This is a genomic window from Bacillus sp. PDNC022 (assembly GCF_016919285.1).
Taxonomy (GTDB): Bacteria; Bacillota; Bacilli; order Bacillales; family Bacillaceae; genus Bacillus; species Bacillus safensis.
Genome location: NZ_CP070345.1, coordinates 1,820,860 through 1,836,700 on the forward strand (window position 1 = coordinate 1,820,860; position 15,841 = coordinate 1,836,700).

Annotated in this window: 20 protein-coding genes; 9 read left to right on the top strand and 11 right to left on the bottom strand. The window is 40.8% G+C overall.

Annotated elements, in window-relative coordinates; all coding sequences use genetic code 11:
• Window positions 1–13: 13 nt before the first annotated feature.
• From JVX94_RS09490 to JVX94_RS09500, 3 genes are read right to left on the bottom strand one after another with little or no spacing between them, the layout of a single operon-like run.
• Window positions 14–721, bottom strand: coding sequence for an EcsC family protein (locus JVX94_RS09490; protein ID WP_205185407.1), 708 nt, complete (start codon window positions 719–721; stop codon window positions 14–16).
• 53 nt (window positions 722–774) lie between these two features.
• Window positions 775–1,995, bottom strand: a complete 1,221-nt coding sequence (locus tag JVX94_RS09495; protein ID WP_205185410.1) for an ABC transporter permease — start codon at window positions 1,993–1,995, stop codon at window positions 775–777.
• On the bottom strand, window positions 1,988–2,728 hold the full coding sequence (locus tag JVX94_RS09500) for an ABC transporter ATP-binding protein (RefSeq protein ID WP_205185413.1): 741 nt from the start codon (window positions 2,726–2,728) through the stop codon (window positions 1,988–1,990). Before JVX94_RS09500 ends, JVX94_RS09495 begins: the two co-directional genes overlap by 8 nt.
• Before the next feature lie 486 nt (window positions 2,729–3,214).
• Here JVX94_RS09500 and JVX94_RS09505 point away from each other — a divergent pair, with 486 nt between their 5' ends.
• The 3 genes from JVX94_RS09505 (at window position 3,215) to JVX94_RS09515 (ending at window position 5,728) form a co-directional block, all read left to right on the top strand.
• Window positions 3,215–3,643: an HIT family protein gene (locus JVX94_RS09505; RefSeq protein ID WP_205185416.1), complete on the top strand. Its 429-nt coding sequence runs from the start codon at window positions 3,215–3,217 to the stop codon at window positions 3,641–3,643.
• A 359-nt stretch (window positions 3,644–4,002) separates the two neighbouring features.
• Window positions 4,003–5,082: a 3-phosphoserine/phosphohydroxythreonine transaminase gene (gene serC, locus JVX94_RS09510; protein ID WP_095408119.1), complete on the top strand. Its 1,080-nt coding sequence runs from the start codon at window positions 4,003–4,005 to the stop codon at window positions 5,080–5,082.
• A gap of 127 nt (window positions 5,083–5,209) precedes the next feature.
• On the top strand, window positions 5,210–5,728 hold the full coding sequence (locus JVX94_RS09515) for a tryptophan transporter (protein ID WP_095408118.1): 519 nt from the start codon (window positions 5,210–5,212) through the stop codon (window positions 5,726–5,728).
• Window positions 5,729–5,777: 49 nt separating this feature from the next.
• Here the strand turns inward: JVX94_RS09515 and yhzF are convergent, their stop codons facing one another.
• Entirely contained in the window at window positions 5,778–5,969 is a 192-nt protein-coding gene (gene yhzF, locus JVX94_RS09520) for a membrane protein YhzF (protein WP_041117013.1), read from the bottom strand.
• Window positions 5,970–6,097: 128 nt separating this feature from the next.
• Here yhzF and JVX94_RS09525 point away from each other — a divergent pair, with 128 nt between their 5' ends.
• Together JVX94_RS09525 and JVX94_RS09530 are read left to right on the top strand one after the other, a co-directional pair.
• On the top strand, window positions 6,098–6,454 hold the full coding sequence (locus JVX94_RS09525; protein WP_048238393.1) for a YtxH domain-containing protein: 357 nt from the start codon (window positions 6,098–6,100) through the stop codon (window positions 6,452–6,454).
• A 187-nt stretch (window positions 6,455–6,641) separates the two neighbouring features.
• Window positions 6,642–7,262 (top strand): HTH-type transcriptional regulator Hpr, encoded by a 621-nt coding sequence (locus tag JVX94_RS09530; RefSeq protein ID WP_095408117.1) that lies wholly within the window; start codon window positions 6,642–6,644, stop codon window positions 7,260–7,262.
• Here the strand turns inward: JVX94_RS09530 and JVX94_RS09535 are convergent.
• Entirely contained in the window at window positions 7,240–7,584 is a 345-nt protein-coding gene (locus JVX94_RS09535) for a YhaI family protein (protein WP_095408116.1), read from the bottom strand. The genes JVX94_RS09530 and JVX94_RS09535 overlap by 23 nt on opposite strands.
• A 232-nt stretch (window positions 7,585–7,816) precedes the next feature.
• On the opposite strand from JVX94_RS09535, the gene JVX94_RS09540 reads away from it, so the two are divergent.
• Both JVX94_RS09540 and JVX94_RS19575 read left to right on the top strand, forming a co-directional pair.
• Entirely contained in the window at window positions 7,817–8,338 is a 522-nt protein-coding gene (locus tag JVX94_RS09540) for a DUF3267 domain-containing protein (RefSeq protein ID WP_039177576.1), read from the top strand.
• Between the two features lie 81 nt (window positions 8,339–8,419).
• Window positions 8,420–8,605: a hypothetical protein gene (locus JVX94_RS19575; RefSeq protein ID WP_072368131.1), complete on the top strand. Its 186-nt coding sequence runs from the start codon at window positions 8,420–8,422 to the stop codon at window positions 8,603–8,605.
• A 51-nt stretch (window positions 8,606–8,656) separates the two neighbouring features.
• On the opposite strand, the gene JVX94_RS09545 is transcribed toward JVX94_RS19575, so the two are convergent.
• Window positions 8,657–8,746: a YjcZ family sporulation protein gene (locus tag JVX94_RS09545; protein WP_017360317.1), complete on the bottom strand. Its 90-nt coding sequence runs from the start codon at window positions 8,744–8,746 to the stop codon at window positions 8,657–8,659.
• A 145-nt stretch (window positions 8,747–8,891) separates the two neighbouring features.
• A complete protein-coding gene (locus JVX94_RS09550; protein ID WP_008361129.1) occupies window positions 8,892–8,978 on the bottom strand; it encodes a YjcZ family sporulation protein in 87 nt (28 codons plus the stop codon).
• 161 nt (window positions 8,979–9,139) lie between these two features.
• On the opposite strand from JVX94_RS09550, the gene JVX94_RS09555 reads away from it, so the two are divergent.
• Window positions 9,140–10,024: a peptidylprolyl isomerase gene (locus JVX94_RS09555; protein WP_095408115.1), complete on the top strand. Its 885-nt coding sequence runs from the start codon at window positions 9,140–9,142 to the stop codon at window positions 10,022–10,024.
• Window positions 10,025–10,077: 53 nt separating this feature from the next.
• On the opposite strand, the gene JVX94_RS09560 is transcribed toward JVX94_RS09555, so the two are convergent.
• The 4 genes from JVX94_RS09560 to JVX94_RS09575 form a co-directional block, all read right to left on the bottom strand.
• On the bottom strand, window positions 10,078–10,308 hold the full coding sequence (locus JVX94_RS09560) for a sporulation YhaL family protein (RefSeq protein WP_205185541.1): 231 nt from the start codon (window positions 10,306–10,308) through the stop codon (window positions 10,078–10,080).
• 117 nt (window positions 10,309–10,425) lie between these two features.
• Window positions 10,426–11,373, bottom strand: a complete 948-nt coding sequence (yhaM, locus tag JVX94_RS09565; protein ID WP_024425447.1) for a 3'-5' exoribonuclease YhaM — start codon at window positions 11,371–11,373, stop codon at window positions 10,426–10,428.
• Window positions 11,374–11,435: 62 nt separating this feature from the next.
• Complete coding sequence (locus JVX94_RS09570) at window positions 11,436–14,222, bottom strand: ATP-binding protein (protein WP_205185419.1); 2,787 nt, start codon at window positions 14,220–14,222, stop codon at window positions 11,436–11,438.
• Window positions 14,223–14,238: 16 nt separating this feature from the next.
• Window positions 14,239–15,453, bottom strand: coding sequence for a metallophosphoesterase family protein (locus tag JVX94_RS09575; protein ID WP_205185422.1), 1,215 nt, complete (start codon window positions 15,451–15,453; stop codon window positions 14,239–14,241).
• A 172-nt stretch (window positions 15,454–15,625) separates the two neighbouring features.
• Here JVX94_RS09575 and JVX94_RS09580 point away from each other — a divergent pair, with 172 nt between their 5' ends.
• Complete coding sequence (locus tag JVX94_RS09580) at window positions 15,626–15,814, top strand: YhzD family protein (RefSeq protein WP_041117003.1); 189 nt, start codon at window positions 15,626–15,628, stop codon at window positions 15,812–15,814.
• The last annotated feature ends 27 nt before the right edge of the window (window positions 15,815–15,841 follow it).

A 15,841-nucleotide genomic window follows, 5' to 3' on the forward strand; every position in this document is an offset into this window, starting at 1 on the left:
CTCAGCGGCTTTTCTATTTCATTTCTTTCAATATTCGCAAGTGAAACACATGGCGTGCGACATCTCCGAGCTGTCCTGTCAGCTGATGATTCGCCACCCCGCCAACAGCGGCTCCGACGACCGGCATTAATTGAAACAGCTTCACAAGATCAATGTAATCTCGATACTCCTGCTGAAAGCTGTACCAATCCATTTCCTCGCGGCTCGTTTCCCAATCATCTATGATCTTCATCATTTTTTGACGATGTGCACTGCTGGAAAAGGCAAGTTGAAATATACAGAGCAAAAAGAGTCTTTCCTCCTTTTGAGATAAATCAAAGCCATATATACTTGCCAGCTCATAAAGACATTTCATCTTTATACTCAGCAGCAGCGGAAAGTCTGCCATTCCGAGAAATAAACCGCCTGCACCTGTTCCAATCCCTTCGATGGCAGCCGCCTTTTGGTAATACTTCACTTTATCTTTTGCCAGTTCATTTCGTTCTACAATCGATAATTGTTCATCAATCACTGAAAATGAAGTGAAGTGTGATCCTGATACGGTGGATTCAACCATTGTTTTGATCGCACTTGTGATGACTTGATGAAATCTGGCAGGAATTCGGCGGTTCACCTGCTGCTGAACTCCTTTTGAAAACCGTTCGATCTTTGATGGTTTTCTTAAAAAACGTGTTTGAAAAAGAATGGCTTCTTCATACAACTTCCGTTCAGCTGCATTCATCCGGTCCCCTCCTTGATGTCATCATACGCTCGCTGTAAAAAACATATCTCCACTTATCTCATCTTTTTTAACCTGCTTTGTACGTAAGGCTTAAAGAGGACAAGCACAAACACTAAAGAAATGAGAAGGGCCAGTCCGCTTCCCTGCCAGCCTCCTGCTGGAAGTACCGCACAGCTCAGCAAGATTGATTGAATGATCAGCACATTACGGACGAGAACAAAAAAGCTTCGATGTTTTTCTTTTTGAGAAACAGGATAAAGTGCCTGTAATGAAAGATGAGCAAAGTGCTTCGTTAACGGCACAAGCTGTACACCTGTGATAAATACTGTGAACAAGACAAGTAACGCACCCACCCAGCCTGCTGCACCTGTATACAAAATAATCAGGACAAACACGGCCGTTAATCTAAACACGAGACCAAAATAGTCATTTGAGCGGACAAACGCCCTCACATACATATAAGAAAAAGTTTTACGCTGATCATAAGGAACAAACTTCATAAGCCAGTCCATATATGCTCTTCTTTTCACCTGTTTCTTTAAGTGAGGCACATCTGTAAATAAGTTTGCCAAACGATAAAAGCGCTGCTTCCGTTTTAATTCATCAGAAATATGCATTTCCCATTGAAAGGGCTGTTTTTTCACTGCATTTGTTAAGTAGACGAGATAGACACCATAGATAAGATAAAAAACGATTGCAATCGCATAGGCTGCCTGTAAAACGGTGTAGATCAACATCACATTTAATAGAAAACGAAGGGCTGCATCGAGCCATCTTACGTGTTTTCCTTGAAAATAAGTGATTCTCCATTGAATGGCTGTATTAAGTCCCTTTATTAAGATCATTTGCGCCAGTATCAGCACATACCCCGTGATGCCTCCTGAAGACACCGCCGAATAAAGCGGAAGTGCGACAATAGATACAGCAATGAGAGGAAACAGCTGAGAAATGAAGCTGAAGTTAAAAGCTTGTTTTAAGTAAGGCTCCATCTTCCCTTCCAAAGGAAGCAAAAACACGAGATCTGCTTCTTTAATCAACGTACGTACGTATGAGCTTGTGAGTACCAATGAGAAAACAACTGCCATCACCCAGTAAGATGGGAAGTGAGCCGGAATATGTTTAAGCCAGCTGCTGTACCAGCTTGCTCCGCCTGCAAGGAAAAAAATGAGCACAATGACAAGATGATCGTTGAACATGTATTTTAAGTATTTTCTTGTTTCTTGTACGTGTTCCTCTAATCTTGATTTCCAAATGGTTTGTGTTGTTTTACTCATAGCTTTCTTCCTTTGTTAATTCCAAATAAAGATCATCGAGTGTCGCATCTTTCATATTGAACTGTTCTCTCAGCTCTGTCAGTGTTCCTTTCGCTCTGATTTCCCCTTCGTGCAAAATAATGAAGGAATCACAATAGCGCTCAGCTGTCGCCAAAATATGCGTTGACATCAGGACACTAGCGCCGCTTTTCTTCGCAGCGTTCATCCGTTCAAGCAGTGCATTGATCGCAAGAGGATCAAGCCCTAAAAACGGTTCATCGATGATATACAGCTCTGGTTCAACAAGGAATGCACACATAATCATGACCTTCTGCTTCATTCCTTTTGAAAAATGAGCAGGGAACCATTTCAGCCGTTTCTCCATTCGAAATTCTTTCAGCAATGATGGCAGACGTTTGTCTAATTGTTCCTTTGATAGACCGTAAGCCATCGCGGTCAGCTCTAAATGCTCTTTTAACGTTAATTCTTCATATAAAACAGGTGTTTCAGGAATAAACGTAAATTGTGAACGATACGCCTCTTGGTCGTCTTGAAGGGTTCGTCCATTCAATTCAATGACACCTTTATGCGGTTTCATGAGCCCGATAATATGGCGGATGGTTGTACTTTTCCCCGCCCCGTTTAAGCCAATGAGACCGACGATTTGATTTCTTTCTAATTCAAATGAAATATTTTTTAGAACGGGATTCTTCGTATATCCACCCGTTACATCTTTTACAGTGAGAAGGGACATGAATTCGTTCCTTTCTTTCTTTTTTCCTTTATAGTAACAAAAACGAATGATAATTTGAAATGTTTACCTATAGACGAGTCATGAATAAAAAATACACGCTTTGGTCATCATAATGTATGTAGAAGAAATGAACTTGATGACCAATAAGTAAATGAGGTGTTTGTTAAAGGCAAAGAACCGCATGACAAGTTGGTTTTTCATCTAAAAACCTTAGCTTCTGTTTTGCTTCACTGATTCTTGATTTTTGTGTCCTATACAATATGTATACGACAAACCAAAACGTCAAATGAGGTGTTTACGGCAGAAATAGCAGGCATATGAATTCTTTATTTCAGTAAATAGAGAATTCAAAAGGCATTCGAATGAAAGCATCAGCATTTCTTCTGCAGGAGCAGGATGAGCGACCAAAGGAGTTCGCTTGTCCTGTTTTCTTTTTTGCTTCTTTTTGTGATACGATAAAGGAAAAATAATGAGGAGTGACATGGCGTGAGCGACTGCATTTTTTGCAAGATCATTGATGGAGACATTCCATGTGCAAAATTATATGAAGACGAGCATGTATTGGCTTTTCTTGATATCAGCCAAGTAACAAAAGGACATACCCTTGTAATCCCGAAAATACATAAAGAAAACATCTACGAGATGACACCAGAAGTATCTAATCACTACTTCCAAGCGATTCCGAAAATTGCAAGGGCAATCAAACAGGAGTTTGAACCAATTGGGTTAAACCTCCTGAACAACAACGGTGAAAAAGCCGGACAATCCGTGTTCCATTACCATATGCATATCATTCCGCGCTACGGAAAAGGCGATGGCTTTGGTGCCGTATGGAAATCACATCAAGATCAATACACGTCAGAGGATTTAAAAGACATTTCTTCTGCTATTCACACACGGCTTACCTCATCTTAACAGATGAGGTTCAGCGTGTAGACAAACCCTCGCATTCGTTGTCAGCTCTTTCGCGCTGGTGCTCACGAATGTCAAATTCGCTCCGCTCCAGTGCTCGAGCTTCCTAGACTTCAAAGGTTTTCTTTCACGCTGAAAAGAAGACAAAGGGCTAAAATAAAGATCATTTTAGCCCTTTGTCAACAATATGCACCTCATCTTAACAGATGAGGTATTTCTTATTTTTGCCCCTTTTCATTGCTTCCATCTCCTAATAGTAAGATATTTTGAACGATTCAAATTTTTTGTCCAAATGCTTCAAATTTGTGATAGGATGGTTTTATCTTTTGATCCATTAACGCGAGAAATAGGGAGAGATTGTGATGAAGCGAACGACGAATTTTAATGCTGGTCCGGCGGCACTGCCGCTAGAAGTGCTTCAAAAAGCACAGGAAGAACTTGTTGATTTTAAACAAACTGGGATGTCTGTGATGGAGCTTTCTCATCGCAGCGGTGAATATGAAGAAGTACACAATAAAGCAAAAGCGCTTTTGGTGGAGCTGATGGACATTCCAGAAGATTATGAAGTCCTCTTTTTACAAGGCGGGGCTAGTCTTCAATTTGCGATGATTCCTATGAACTTTTTACATGAAGGCGAAACAGCTCATTTCATTCAAACAGGCGCTTGGTCTGAAAAAGCATTGTCAGAAGCAAAAGGGTTTGGTCAGACATCTGTGCTTGCTTCAAGTGAAGACGACAACTACTCGTATATTCCAGAAGTAGATGCTTCCGATTTAACAGATGGTGCTTACTTACACATCACATCGAACAATACGATCTTCGGCACTCAGTGGAAAACATTCCCGAACACGTCACTCCCGCTCATTGCGGATATGTCCAGTGACATTCTCAGCAAGAAAATAGACGTTTCTTCATTTGATTTCATCTATGCCGGGGCACAAAAAAACCTAGGACCTTCAGGTATCACGATTGTGATTGCGCGCAAACGTTTATTAGAGAAAGAGAAAAGCAGCACGCCAAAAATATTAAAATATTCAACACACGCAAAAGCCAATTCTCTTTACCATACACCACCGACTTTTGCGATTTATATGCTGTCACTTGTCCTTGAGCATGTCAAACATGCTGGCGGTGTAGAAGCAGCGGAAAAACGCAATGAACAAAAAGCAGGCATTCTCTATGATACAATTGATCAAAGCGGCGGTTTTTATCAAGGACATGCGCGTCCTGACAGCCGTTCGCATATGAATGTCACCTTTACTCTTCGCGATGATGCACTTACGTCATCCTTTGTGGAAAAAGCAAAGCAAGAGCAAATGGTTGGACTTGCCGGCCACCGTTCTGTTGGCGGATGCAGAGCATCTATTTACAATGCGGTCTCAATTGAAGACTGCCAAAAGCTTGCGGACTTTATGAAAAAGTTCCAGCAAGAAAATGAGTAAAAAGGCTTTTCTATAGGGAAATAAATTTGTTATAATAACGAGAAATATAAAGTCATGACTCTTGCAATAAATGATGAGCCATATTATTGGAGAGTCCTATAAGAGCTTAGCAGAGGAGAGCATAGAAATGAAAACAAAAGAATTAGTGATTATGTCATTGCTTGCAGCAATGGGAGCTGTTTTGCATACGATTTTCCCGCCCATCTTTTTCGGAATGAAACCTGATATGATGCTGGTCATGATGTTTTTAAGCATCATCCTTTTTCCAAAGGTACAGCATGTCGTCGTGATTGCGCTAGTGACTGGCGTCATTTCTGCATTAACAACGGGATTTCCAGGCGGACAAATTCCGAATATGATTGATAAGCCAGTAACAGCCTTTATCTTCCTAGCCCTTTTCCTATCTTGCTTGAAGATAAAGAACAAAGTGGTGCTGACCGCTGCGTTAACTGCGATTGGAACGATCGTATCCGGTGTGATTTTCCTATCTGCCGCTTTACTGATCACTGGACTGCCAGCTGCATTACCGGCACTTCTTGTGGGCGTGGTCCTGCCAGCAGCCGTGATTAATACCATTGCTATGGTATTTGTCTTCCCAATTGCCCAGTCCATTTTGAGACGTGCAAGAATGATAGAAGTTGCTTAACGAATAACCGAACCTCTTCATGATAGATGAAGAGGTTTTTTTCATGCTTTTATAAAAGAAAAAGGGTCAGCAGCAAAATGAGGAGCGAAATCCCTGCACCTGCCGCACACACAAGTGCTTTTTGCTTTAAGACATGTTTTGGCGGATAAGACCCTGCATACCCAAGCTGTCTTGCATAATGAATTGAACCAACTGTAAAAACGATGCCGATACACATAAAAACGAACAGAAAGACAGACAACCTTCTCCCCTCCCTTTTCTTCAAAAGTATGCTAAAATAAAGCAAGCTATGTATGGAAGTTCAATGAAGCTGATCGTCAGCTCAGAGAGAACATGCGAATGTGTAAAATTTGACTAGAGGTGATTTGAATGGCTAGTGGACGTTCTTTATTAACAGGATTATTTGTAGGCGGTCTCCTCGGAGGTGCGGCAGTGCTCCTGACGACTCCCTCTTCTGGCAGAGATGTGCGTGGAAAGATGAAAGATGGCTATGACAAATTCGAAGATACGCTGACAAAATTAAAAAGAGATGGACAAGCTTTAAAAGAGCAAATTGTGGAAACAGCAAAAGAAAGCGCAGAGGTGATTAAAGAAGTCGGGTCTGAATTGCAAACATCGATTCAGCAATGGCGCGAAGAAATCAAACCTCATCAACAGGACTTACAAAAGGAAATTCAGGAAATTGAGGAAAAGCTCAAACAACTGGAGAAAACCTTACAAAACTAATATACTCACAAAAAAATATTCGTTTACAAAAGTGTGCGGGGTGCGTATCCCGCACTTTTTTTGTTGAAAAAAGGTTATTTTGTCAATGTTTTTCATGACTTTTAAAAATTCTTGAATTTTCAGCTTTATTAATCTTTATTTTATTGGCATAATAGAATTACAAGAAAAAGAGAAGTAGGTGAAATGGATGAATCATTCGGAACAGCCTTTCGATGTAAAAGAAGCACTTTTATTCAGTCAAAGAATGGCCCAATTGAGCAAAGCTCTTTGGAAATCCATTGAAAAGGACTGGCAGCAGTGGATCAAACCGTATAACCTAAATATCAATGAACATCATATTTTGTGGATTGCGTATCAATTAAAAGGAGCTTCAATATCAGAAATTGCAAAGTTTGGCGTCATGCATGTATCAACGGCGTTTAACTTCTCCAAGAAACTGGAGGAACGAGGATTTTTAAAATTTTCTAAAAAGTTAAACGATAAACGCAATACGTATATTGAGCTAACGCCAAAAGGCGAAGAGACATTCCATAAACTACTCGAAGATTATGACCCGGCCCGAACTGGTATTGTCAAAGGCGCACAGCCGCTTCATGACATTTACGGAAAGTTCCCTGAGATTTTAGAAATGATGTGTATCATCCGAAACATTTATGGCGAGGATTTCATGGAGATTTTTGAGAAATCGTTTTCAAACATTGAGAAGGACTTTTTGAATGAGCGAGGAAAAGTCACGAAAAAGACTGAAGAACTTGAAGACTCAGCAGACGCAGCAGAAAAAGCGGCTAAAACAAATCAAATTGTTTAATGATCTTTATAAATTCATTCATTAGCGGCTGAAACAGCCCTTGATCATGCAAAGCAAATATCGTCTCATGAACATCCAGCTTTTCAATTAACTGTCCCGCAAAGAGCGCAAGGAGATCGTCAAACATGACGTAGCCTTGTGCTTTTTGCTTATCCATTTCCTCTGAAAGCTCAGCACAAATACGCTCAATTTCCTCTGCCTCTTCTTTCGATACACGCTGCCTGATCAATAACGCATAATATGGATAACGGCTCATATCGGCTGTCGTCAATAAAAGTTCCATATAATATTCAAGCTGGCTCATTCGTTCCTCAATACTCATGTACGTTCCCTCTTTCTCTTAGTCCTTCTATTTTAGCCGAAATTACTCATTGACGAAAGAGACGAACCTCCCCCTTCTGTTCTTTTTTCTTGAAAAACCCAAAGTTTCCTCTCTTTATTCCATTTGAAGGCAGCATTTTATTTTTTTTCATCAAAACCATTGATTTTTATCCTCAGGAAGAGTAAATTATCTTGAGATATTCAATTCGATTTTTAGATTGGAAGGATGAAAAATGAATTGTTGGAAGACCATTAATCTTGAAAAGGATTATGGTTATACGAGAATGATGATTTCAGCCATAAGTCTTGCTATCCTTTTTTTCATTATGGCATTTTTATGTTTTCAACTGACTCATCCTGAAACGAGGCTAAGCAGCCATAACGCACCGCTATTTGCCGTGCTCTTACTTGTGACATTGCTTGTCCACCGTGTGGTTCACCTGATCCCAGTGATGAAAAACAAGAAAAAAATGACGCTATTTATGAAACGAAATTGCTGGCAGCGCGTGCCTAAGAAAGTGATGCTCTTTTCACTTCTCAGCCCGTTTTGTGTCATCTCACCGGTTTACTTTGTGTTAGGCGTGGCGTTTCCCATGTACGCACACTATTTTATCATCATCGCAAGTATACATGCAGGCTATTGTTTGCCTGACTTTTTATTTGCATGGAAGCTGCTCAAAGCACCTAAATCCTGCATCATCGATCAAGCTCAAGACGAGTTTGATATTTTAGTTGACCAAACTTCCTCATCATGAGGTTTTTAAGCCAACTTCTATCTTTTTCATAAAAAATTTGGTAATGTAGTATGGGAATAGCATAGAGAGGGGGGATCTCCGATAGTTTTATTTTACTTCATCGTCTTTGCCGCGTTTATTGTGTATTCAATAAACAGGCTTACTAATACATTATGCCTTGTCAGAGAGATTCCTGAAGAACGGCAAGATAAGGTGTTTCGCTTTATCAATGTATCGATACTGATCTTACTTATCTCATCATTTGTTGAAATTACCATTTCTATTTAAGATCAAAGCAAAAGCTGCCAGTTTGAGGGCAGCTTTTTGTGTATATGTTAATTAGCAAATCCAAGATGCACCGATGATGATTAATAAGATGAATAATACGACGACTAGTGCAAAACCGCCTGCAAAGACTTCTCCTCCCATGTGAAAACACCTCCTGCCAGTTCTTCCTCTGTTCTAAGCTCAGTGTATGCAGAAAAATTAAAAACGTTTAGGCACCTGTCATCGTTTGAAAAAAGAACCGCCCTTACGCACGGCAGGACGGCTCCCTTCTGTCACAGCGATTTAATTAGTAAAGATATGCTGCACCAACGATGATCAGCAAAATGAATAGCACGACCAATAAAGCAAACCCATTAGAATATCCTGCTCCCATATAATTCAGCCTCCTTTTTGTGATCAATATATGTGTATGTCGCGCGCAATTTTTTGACTAGACGAATGCCCTTCCATTTGCATTTCTTTTTACAGCATGTCACAATATGTTATGATACAAGCAATGATAAATAAATTGGAAAGATTAGGAGTGTTTTTTGAATGAAAAAAATGGCTTTAGCAGCTGTAACAGCAGTAAGTGTTTTAACTCTTGGCGCATGCAGTAGCGGTGATAAAGATGTGATCGCAACAACAAAATCAGGAGATGTCACAAAAGGAGAACTTTATACAACTCTTAAGAAACAAGCAGGTGGAGATGCGCTAAATCTACTTGTTCAACAAAAGGTTCTTGCTGACAAATACAAAGTATCCGATAAAGAAATCGATAAGAAATTGGAAGAATATAAAAAGACACTTGGTGAAGATCGTTTAAAACAGCTTCAAGATGAATTCGGTAAAGATTACATCAAAGATCAAGTGAAATATGAGCTGCTGACTCAAAAGGCTGCCAAAGCTAACATCAAAATCACTGATAAAGAAGTAAAAGCATATTATGATGACCTTAAAGGAAAAATCCGCGCAAGCCACATTTTAGTAGCTGATAAGAAAACAGCTGACGAAGTGGAAAAGAAATTAGATAAAGGTGAAAAATGGGATGCCCTTGTCTCTGAATATTCAACTGATACCGCTTCAGCAGCACAAGGCGGCGATGTAGGCTGGTTCGCAAAAGAAGGTCAAATGGACGAGAACTTCAGCAAAGCTGCTTTCAAACTAAAAGTAAATGAAATCAGCAAGCCAGTGAAATCCCAATTCGGCTACCATATCATTAAAAAGACCGAAGAACGCGGTAAATACGATGACATGAAAGCAGACTTGAAAAAAGAACTGCTTGACCAAAAACAAGCAGACACAAATGAAATCCAAAACATCTTAAACAAATTGGTAAAAGATGCTGATGTGAAAGTAAAAGATAAAGAGCTTCAAAAAACGTTCAAAGAAAAATCTGAACAGCCTGCACAAAATCAGCAGACACAACAAAACCAGTAATCACAAAAAACCCCTCTGCCGTAATCGTGCAGAGGGGTTTTTGTATGACGAGATTAAGCAATCGAATGATCTTCATGTGCCGCAGTATCCTGTGCTCTTTTCACCTGCTGATCCTGACGTCTGCGCTCTCTTTCCTGTTCCATTCGCTCGATAAATATTTCTCCTTCCTTTTCAATAAAGGATTGATCAATTTCTTGCTCCTCTTTGGCTGTTGTCATTAATTTATACGCACAGAAAATAATGCCGATAATACATGCATACACCCACCACGGAAAAAACAACATTTTTTCATCGCCTCCTTTTCTTAAGGACATTCCTCTCTTCCTTTGTGTTACATGCTTATGCGAAAAGAAGACAAGTTATGAAAAAAAACGCCCGCATAAACGGACGTTTTGACATGATTATTCGTGATGGAAGGTTGGTTTATAAAACGAACGATTCTCAAGTGCAAAAATACGTTCTGTATATTCTCCTGGTTTCACATGCTCAAGCGCACGATCCATCATGTTCATTTTCGCATCTAAATTATCAATATAGTGGAGAATTTCAGCTTCTTTCACCATTGGTGGTTTCGGGCTGCCCCATTCTCCTTTTCCGTGATGACTCAAGACTAAGTGCTGTAAAATGAGAATTTCTTCTGAATCAATGCTAAGCTCTTCCGCAGCTTTCGCAATTTCTGTCACCATAATGGAAATGTGGCCAATTAAATTGCCTTCCACTGTATATGTGGTGGAGACTGGACCCGAAAGCTCTTTGACTTTCCCTAAATCATGAAGAATGATGCCTGAATATAAAAGGTCTCGATCTAGTGATGGATATAGGTCAACAATGGATTTAGCTAAATGCAGCATGGACACGACGTGATAGGCGAGTCCAGAGACAAATTCGTGATGATTTTTTGTCGCTGCTGGATAATCAGCAAATTCCTGTCCGTATTTCTTCAGCAAATGCCTTGTAACGCGCTGAATATTAGGGTTTTTCATATCAAAGATATATTGCATAATCGTATCCATCATATCGTGTTTTGGAATAGGAGCTGTTTCGAGAAAGTCATCAATTCGAATTTGCTCGTTTTCAGCAACAGGGCGTATATTCCTAAGCTTCAGCTGATTCCTCCCGCGATAATGATGAATGTCGCCTACTACCTTCACGATGGTTTGCGGGCCATAGGTGATTTCATCATTCTGCTTTGCATCCCATAGTTTCGCCTCAATATCTCCACTTTGATCTTGAAGAATGAGCGTTAAAAATGGTTTGCCATTACTTGCAATCCCTTTAGTAGATGATTTAATTAATAAATGCAGGTCAACTTGTTCGCCGACATCATAGGTCATGATCCCTTTAGCCATTCAATAAAAGCTCCTTCCATGTTTCTGCTCATATAAGTATAACATAAGTCATTATTTGTCAATCATTCAACTGCTAAACTCGTAATCTGTCCATGTTCTGCTGCCTGCGCCATATGCTGATGACAGGTGAAATAAAACAGCTGTGTTTCAAAACGCGTGAGTTCATTCATCAGCTCCAGCACTCTTCCTAGACGAACATGATCAAAATGAACGAAGCTGTCATCCATCATAAACGGAAGCTGACATTCCTGCTGATGAGACAAGGCGAGTGCAAAACGAATGGCCAGATAGACTTGTTCACATGTTGCCTGTGAGAGCTCCTCTGGGCGGAATATTCGTCCATCCATCCTTTTCAAGATCAGCCGGTCATCCTCGGGTGAAAATAAAATGGCTTCATATCGATCATTCGTTAACGGCTGAATAAAGCGGGAGGCTGTTTGCAGCAGAGCTGGCAGCCTTTTTTCTTTATGTTCATTCAATTTTTCTCGAATGACGGAGCGAACAAGCTGAATTGCCGCCCATTTTTTCGCAAGGTGCTTTGCCTGCTCCTGCTCAGCTGCAAGCTGATGAGTCAAATCAGACACCGTACCCGAAGCTTCTATTTGCCGGATTTCCACTGCTCGTTCTGCCAGGCGTTTTTCCATATTCGCCGCATTCAATTGTAAGTTATTCAAGTGCTGCTTCGCTTCCGCACACTCCTCTTCAAGAAAACGCAATCCTTTGCGAACAATCGATTCTTCCTCATTAAAACAGCCGCTTCTATGAAGCTCTTGATTCAGCTGCTGCAAATGGGAAAGCCGTTCCCGATATTCTTTCGATAGATGAGAAAGAATTTGGTAATCTTTTTTGGACTCTGCCTCTACTTGACAAAAAAGCGCGTCCATTTGTTTTTCGTAATAGTCAATTTCCCCTTCTAGCGTCGTGAGCTGCTGCTTCACATGTTGAATCGATACATCCAATGTCTGACGTTCTTTTTCTCTTTTCGCCTCATCTTTCAATATCTCTTGAAAGGCCGAGATATGCTCTTGAATGGTGCCTTCCTTTCGTTGAAGAAGACTGCTTAACGCTTCCACTCTGTGCTCATAGTTGGATTGCTGGCCGGCAAGCTCGTCTATTTCCCGGCTAAGCTCCTCATATCCCGCTGTATCCGTTTTTAATTGCTTCAGAATAAGGAAGGCTTCTACAAGGAAAGAAAGCTCTGAGGACAAGCCCAGCTGTCTTTTCTTTTCCTCTACTTGGTGCTGGACAGGTTCCAGCTCCTTCTCCCAGTCTTCATATTGCCGGATGATCCTTTCGTACAAAAGCTCCTTCTGCCTCACAAGCGTTTCAGCTGAAGCTTCCTGTACTTGGAAGGAATCGAATGTTCCCCCGCCGCTTCCCTGTTTCACCTGTGTCGATTTCAAAAATGGGTAAATAGCAAAGAAGACAAAAACAGAAAATCCCGCAAATAAGAAAGTAACCCACCACTCTGTTAAAAAGAAGAGGACAAGCAGAAATGCAGCATCGAACATCACCATCACAGGAAATAACCACGCCCGGGAATGAGCCTGTTTCTCTTTTGCTCTTGTCCCCCAAGTTTCCACTGTACTATGTGGTTTGGCCTGCTGTTCTTTTAACCCTTTTAAAGCGGTTTCCGCTTCTTCCAGCTCATGTCTTGCATGATCAAACCGGTCATCCAGCTGTGCCTTTCTGTCCATTAAACGAACGTATTGGCTGACAGCCTCCTTTAATTCCCACTCAAATTCAAGGGAGTCGTCGATCTCATCGAGCTTGATTGAACGCTGCCACTTCAGCTTCGCTGCGGCTTCGTCCATTTTTTGTTTCAATGAATCACGTTCTGCTTTACATTCTGCTAAGCGATTTTTGACAAGTTCAGCATGAGATGATTCATCAACGACACGCTTCATCTCCAGTAACGTATCCTTGTCATGAAGCGGTTGAATTTGGGCCAGCGAGGTTTGCATATGATCTAATTTTTGCTTTAGTGCAGCCATTTGAGCCTTTTTCGGGTGAAGGTGTGATTCTAATTTATCCAATTCATGCTCTGTTTCTGCTTTAAAGCGTTTGACTCGTTCTGGATAACGGGCTAATTCTTTTTTTAACTCCATCTTCTTCTCTATCATGGGATAAAGTTGAATGTGTTCAGTTAACTGCTGAATCTGTTCTTCTGTCTGCTTCATTTCCTTTTGAAGCGCTGCGATAGTCTCTATTAATTCAGAATGCTCCCGTTTTTTTTCTGTATAACGGCCTTCTGCCAATCTAGCTTGTTTCAGCTGGCCAGTCAGCTCTTTTAAACGATCAAGCTGCTGGTTTAATTCCGGCTTACGTCCATTTGGTTTAAACAGCTGCTCCTGCTGCTTAAGCAGCCTGCTATCCATCTTGGAAGCCGCATCTGAGCCAAATAAACTTGAGAAAAGGAGGAATTCACCGATTTGATCTTCGTTTAAGGCTTGGACATTTTGCAGTCCAAACACATCAAATGAATAGATTGATTGAAATAATCTGCGATCCGTTCCCTTTAAAAGAGTGCGTAGAAATGCTTCGTCTTTCACTTCACCATTCGGTAAAAACACCTGTGCTTGACCGCCTCGATCAGACGATCTCTCAATGTGAATGACACCTAACTCCTCATCTAAGCAAGTGAGGGACCCGCCATAGAAAGATCCTTGTTTCGGCTTGTACATCTTGTTTTTAGAAAAACCAAATAACATCGACTCAATAAACGCCTTCAATGTCGTTTTCCCCGATTCATTCAGGCCGTAAACAAGCTGAAAACCGTCATCAGAAAAGTGAAAGGTTCGATTTGAAAATTTCCCGAAATTCGCTATATGGAGTGAACGTATTTTCATCATACCTCTCCTTTTCTCATAATTGTTTCAGCTGTTCCGTCAGCAGCCTTTGTGCTTCTTCTTTTATATCCAATTCATCCTCTTGTGTGAGCGCTTTTCCTGACTTCCTGTAGGTTGGGTGACGCTTGATCGGGGAAAGCAGCTCTTCATATGACTCAAACTGAGCAATTTCTGCCGTTAGTTCCTTCAAAAAGGAATCTTCTGGATAGATCACTTCTTCGTTTGTTCGGCAGTCAATTGACATCACCCAAACAAACACATCTTCATCTTCCTCTTGCTCATGAAAAACAGTCATCAGCTCCTCGAGGGCCTCAAGCTGCGTATGCTCAAGGTAAGAAGGCGCATCACCAGTCAATTCAATTCTCACAAAATGAGGAATGCCGTCCTCTTTCAGTTCATTGATTTTGCTTTCCACAAGTGTGACAAGGTCCGTCATATGAGCCGTTTCTGTGATGTCTATTGCCAGTTTCTCAAAGATGATATCTGCACAGCTAATAAAATCCGCTGCCCGTGAATCTTCGGAGAGTTGAATCAAGTAACAGCCTTTTTCTCCCGTTTCTTTTATATGTCTGCCCTGGACATTACCAGGGTAAATAATATATGGGTCTTCATGCAGAAGGGCTCTTTTATGTATATGTCCGAGCGCCCAATAATCGAAATCCCGCGCTATAAGCTGCTGAAGCTGAAATGGGGCATATGCATCATGTCCTTCTTGTCCGGCTAATGTGCCGTGAAGCATCGCAATGTGATAGGCAGCATCTGTCATTTTGACATAATGAGATGTCATATTTTCATAGACAGCCCGCTCTTTGTAGCTAAACCCATAAATACTCGCGATAAGCTGATCCCCTCGATAATAGGAGAGCTCACTTGGTGTACTGCTCGTAAAGACATGTACATTCTCGGGCCACTCAATCGGTGTCCATTCACCGCCTAAATGATCATGATTCCCATAAATAATAAAGACTTCAATCCCGTGTGTTTGCAGTCTTACAAACTGGTTTCTTAAAAACAGCTGTGCTTTCAAGCTGCGATTGGATTCATCAAATAAATCTCCGCTCAGCAGCACAAAGTCTACTGCCCGCGCAACGGCGAGATCAAAGATGTTCTCAGCACTTTGAAATGTACTTTCTTTGAGCCGCTTAAATATGGAACTAGGTATAGTCGACATTAATGCAAATGGGCTGTCTAAATGTAAATCTGCGGCATGAATAAAGGTGAGCTTAGTCAAACGTCTATCTCCTTGTCCGATACTGTCATTGTCCATATTTTATCATGCCATTTTTACGAATGCACGTTCTATCACTCTCATTCTAAAAAACACATTTTTAAGGGCTAAAAAAGAGGTTTTGACTTATTCCATGTTTAATTACATTAAAAAAGAGAGGAAAGGAAGATGAGGCATGGAGAAGACATACTTTTTAACCGTATTTGACCGGTCGGGTGAGACTTTATTAAATGAAAAAATCACAGCGGATAGTGACGAGAAAGCAAAGGAATTAGGACGTCATCGCTTAATGGAACAGCAATACACAAAGCATTCTCATCGACTCGTTGATCAAGCAGGCAAGCTGCTTTTATTTGAACGTTAAAAAAGCCGGCTTTTGCCGGCCTCATGT

Coding starts and splice junctions, on each gene's coding strand:
- JVX94_RS09490 (WP_205185407.1), bottom strand. CDS start 721: ATGAATGCAGCTGAACGGAAGTTGTATGAAGAAGCCATTCTTTTTCAA.
- JVX94_RS09495 (WP_205185410.1), bottom strand. CDS start 1,995: ATGAGTAAAACAACACAAACCATTTGGAAATCAAGATTAGAGGAACAC.
- JVX94_RS09500 (WP_205185413.1), bottom strand. CDS start 2,728: ATGTCCCTTCTCACTGTAAAAGATGTAACGGGTGGATATACGAAGAAT.
- serC (WP_095408119.1), top strand. CDS start 4,003: ATGAAGCGAACGACGAATTTTAATGCTGGTCCGGCGGCACTGCCGCTA.
- JVX94_RS09515 (WP_095408118.1), top strand. CDS start 5,210: ATGAAAACAAAAGAATTAGTGATTATGTCATTGCTTGCAGCAATGGGA.
- JVX94_RS09525 (WP_048238393.1), top strand. CDS start 6,098: ATGGCTAGTGGACGTTCTTTATTAACAGGATTATTTGTAGGCGGTCTC.
- JVX94_RS09530 (WP_095408117.1), top strand. CDS start 6,642: ATGAATCATTCGGAACAGCCTTTCGATGTAAAAGAAGCACTTTTATTC.
- JVX94_RS09535 (WP_095408116.1), bottom strand. CDS start 7,584: ATGAGTATTGAGGAACGAATGAGCCAGCTTGAATATTATATGGAACTT.
- JVX94_RS09540 (WP_039177576.1), top strand. CDS start 7,817: ATGAATTGTTGGAAGACCATTAATCTTGAAAAGGATTATGGTTATACG.
- JVX94_RS09545 (WP_017360317.1), bottom strand. CDS start 8,746: ATGGGAGGAGAAGTCTTTGCAGGCGGTTTTGCACTAGTCGTCGTATTA.
- JVX94_RS09550 (WP_008361129.1), bottom strand. CDS start 8,978: ATGGGAGCAGGATATTCTAATGGGTTTGCTTTATTGGTCGTGCTATTC.
- JVX94_RS09555 (WP_095408115.1), top strand. CDS start 9,140: ATGAAAAAAATGGCTTTAGCAGCTGTAACAGCAGTAAGTGTTTTAACT.
- JVX94_RS09560 (WP_205185541.1), bottom strand. CDS start 10,308: ATGTTGTTTTTTCCGTGGTGGGTGTATGCATGTATTATCGGCATTATT.
- yhaM (WP_024425447.1), bottom strand. CDS start 11,373: ATGGCTAAAGGGATCATGACCTATGATGTCGGCGAACAAGTTGACCTG.
- JVX94_RS09570 (WP_205185419.1), bottom strand. CDS start 14,222: ATGAAAATACGTTCACTCCATATAGCGAATTTCGGGAAATTTTCAAAT.
- JVX94_RS09580 (WP_041117003.1), top strand. CDS start 15,626: ATGGAGAAGACATACTTTTTAACCGTATTTGACCGGTCGGGTGAGACT.